Origin of the sequence: Prevotella pectinovora, assembly GCF_000834015.1 — a bacterium.
Lineage (GTDB): Bacteria > Bacteroidota > Bacteroidia > Bacteroidales > Bacteroidaceae > Prevotella > Prevotella pectinovora.
In genome coordinates, this window is the sequence record NZ_JXQI01000078.1 from 1 (window position 1) to 748 (window position 748).

1 protein-coding gene is annotated in these 748 nt (G+C 39.0%); it reads right to left on the bottom strand.

Features of this window, described 5'->3' with window-relative positions; all coding sequences use genetic code 11:
• Nucleotides 1-71 precede the first annotated feature (71 nt).
• On the bottom strand, nucleotides 72-748 hold a 677-nt coding region (locus ST42_RS11510), incomplete at its 5' end, for an IS982 family transposase (RefSeq protein WP_044073609.1).

Here is a 748-nt window from a genome sequence, read left to right on the forward strand (position 1 = left end):
AGGTGCATATTACATTTGCCCTCCAAACAATATGGATGGCAAAATGCAGAATTGTAAAGTCCAAATGAAGTTTACTTTATAACAACAAGCTGTCCGTCAACATTCTCTATGCAATAGTCAATGTTGATGGATGGCTTCTTTTCAAAGAAGCTATACGCAGCCAAAACAGAAAGGACATTCATTACGAAATTGAACACGCTACGATGTCTTGAATGTACAAGTTGTGCAACATTCTTAAGTTCGTCATTGATGGTTTCTATGACAGATCTTTTGCGCAACAGAATCTTGTCATACAATGGCATGAGCTTGTTTTTCATATTGCATTTCAAGCCAGTGACAATTTCTATACCGTCGTTAAACAATCTCTCAAACAAGCCATGCGAAATATATCCTTTGTCTGCGAATAATTTTCCGAACACATTATCACTCAATCTGTTAAAAACATCTGTATTTCTATCGTCAACATTCGCTTTCGTAAGCATAAAGTTAAGCAGTTCACCTCTCTCATTGCATATCAGGTGTAACTTGAAACCGAAATACCATCCCATGGTGCTTTTGCCTCTTTCTGCATAACCACGGAACACCTTATTCCTTGTTATACGCTTGTTGTGGCATACAGGAATGCATGTACTGTCAATGAAACTTATACCCGTGCATCTGCCAAAGCAAAACAGTTGGAGGAACAGCATCATCTCAACCGCGACTCTGGACTCGAGTTCAACAAAGCGGTTATATGAGAGCTGCTTTG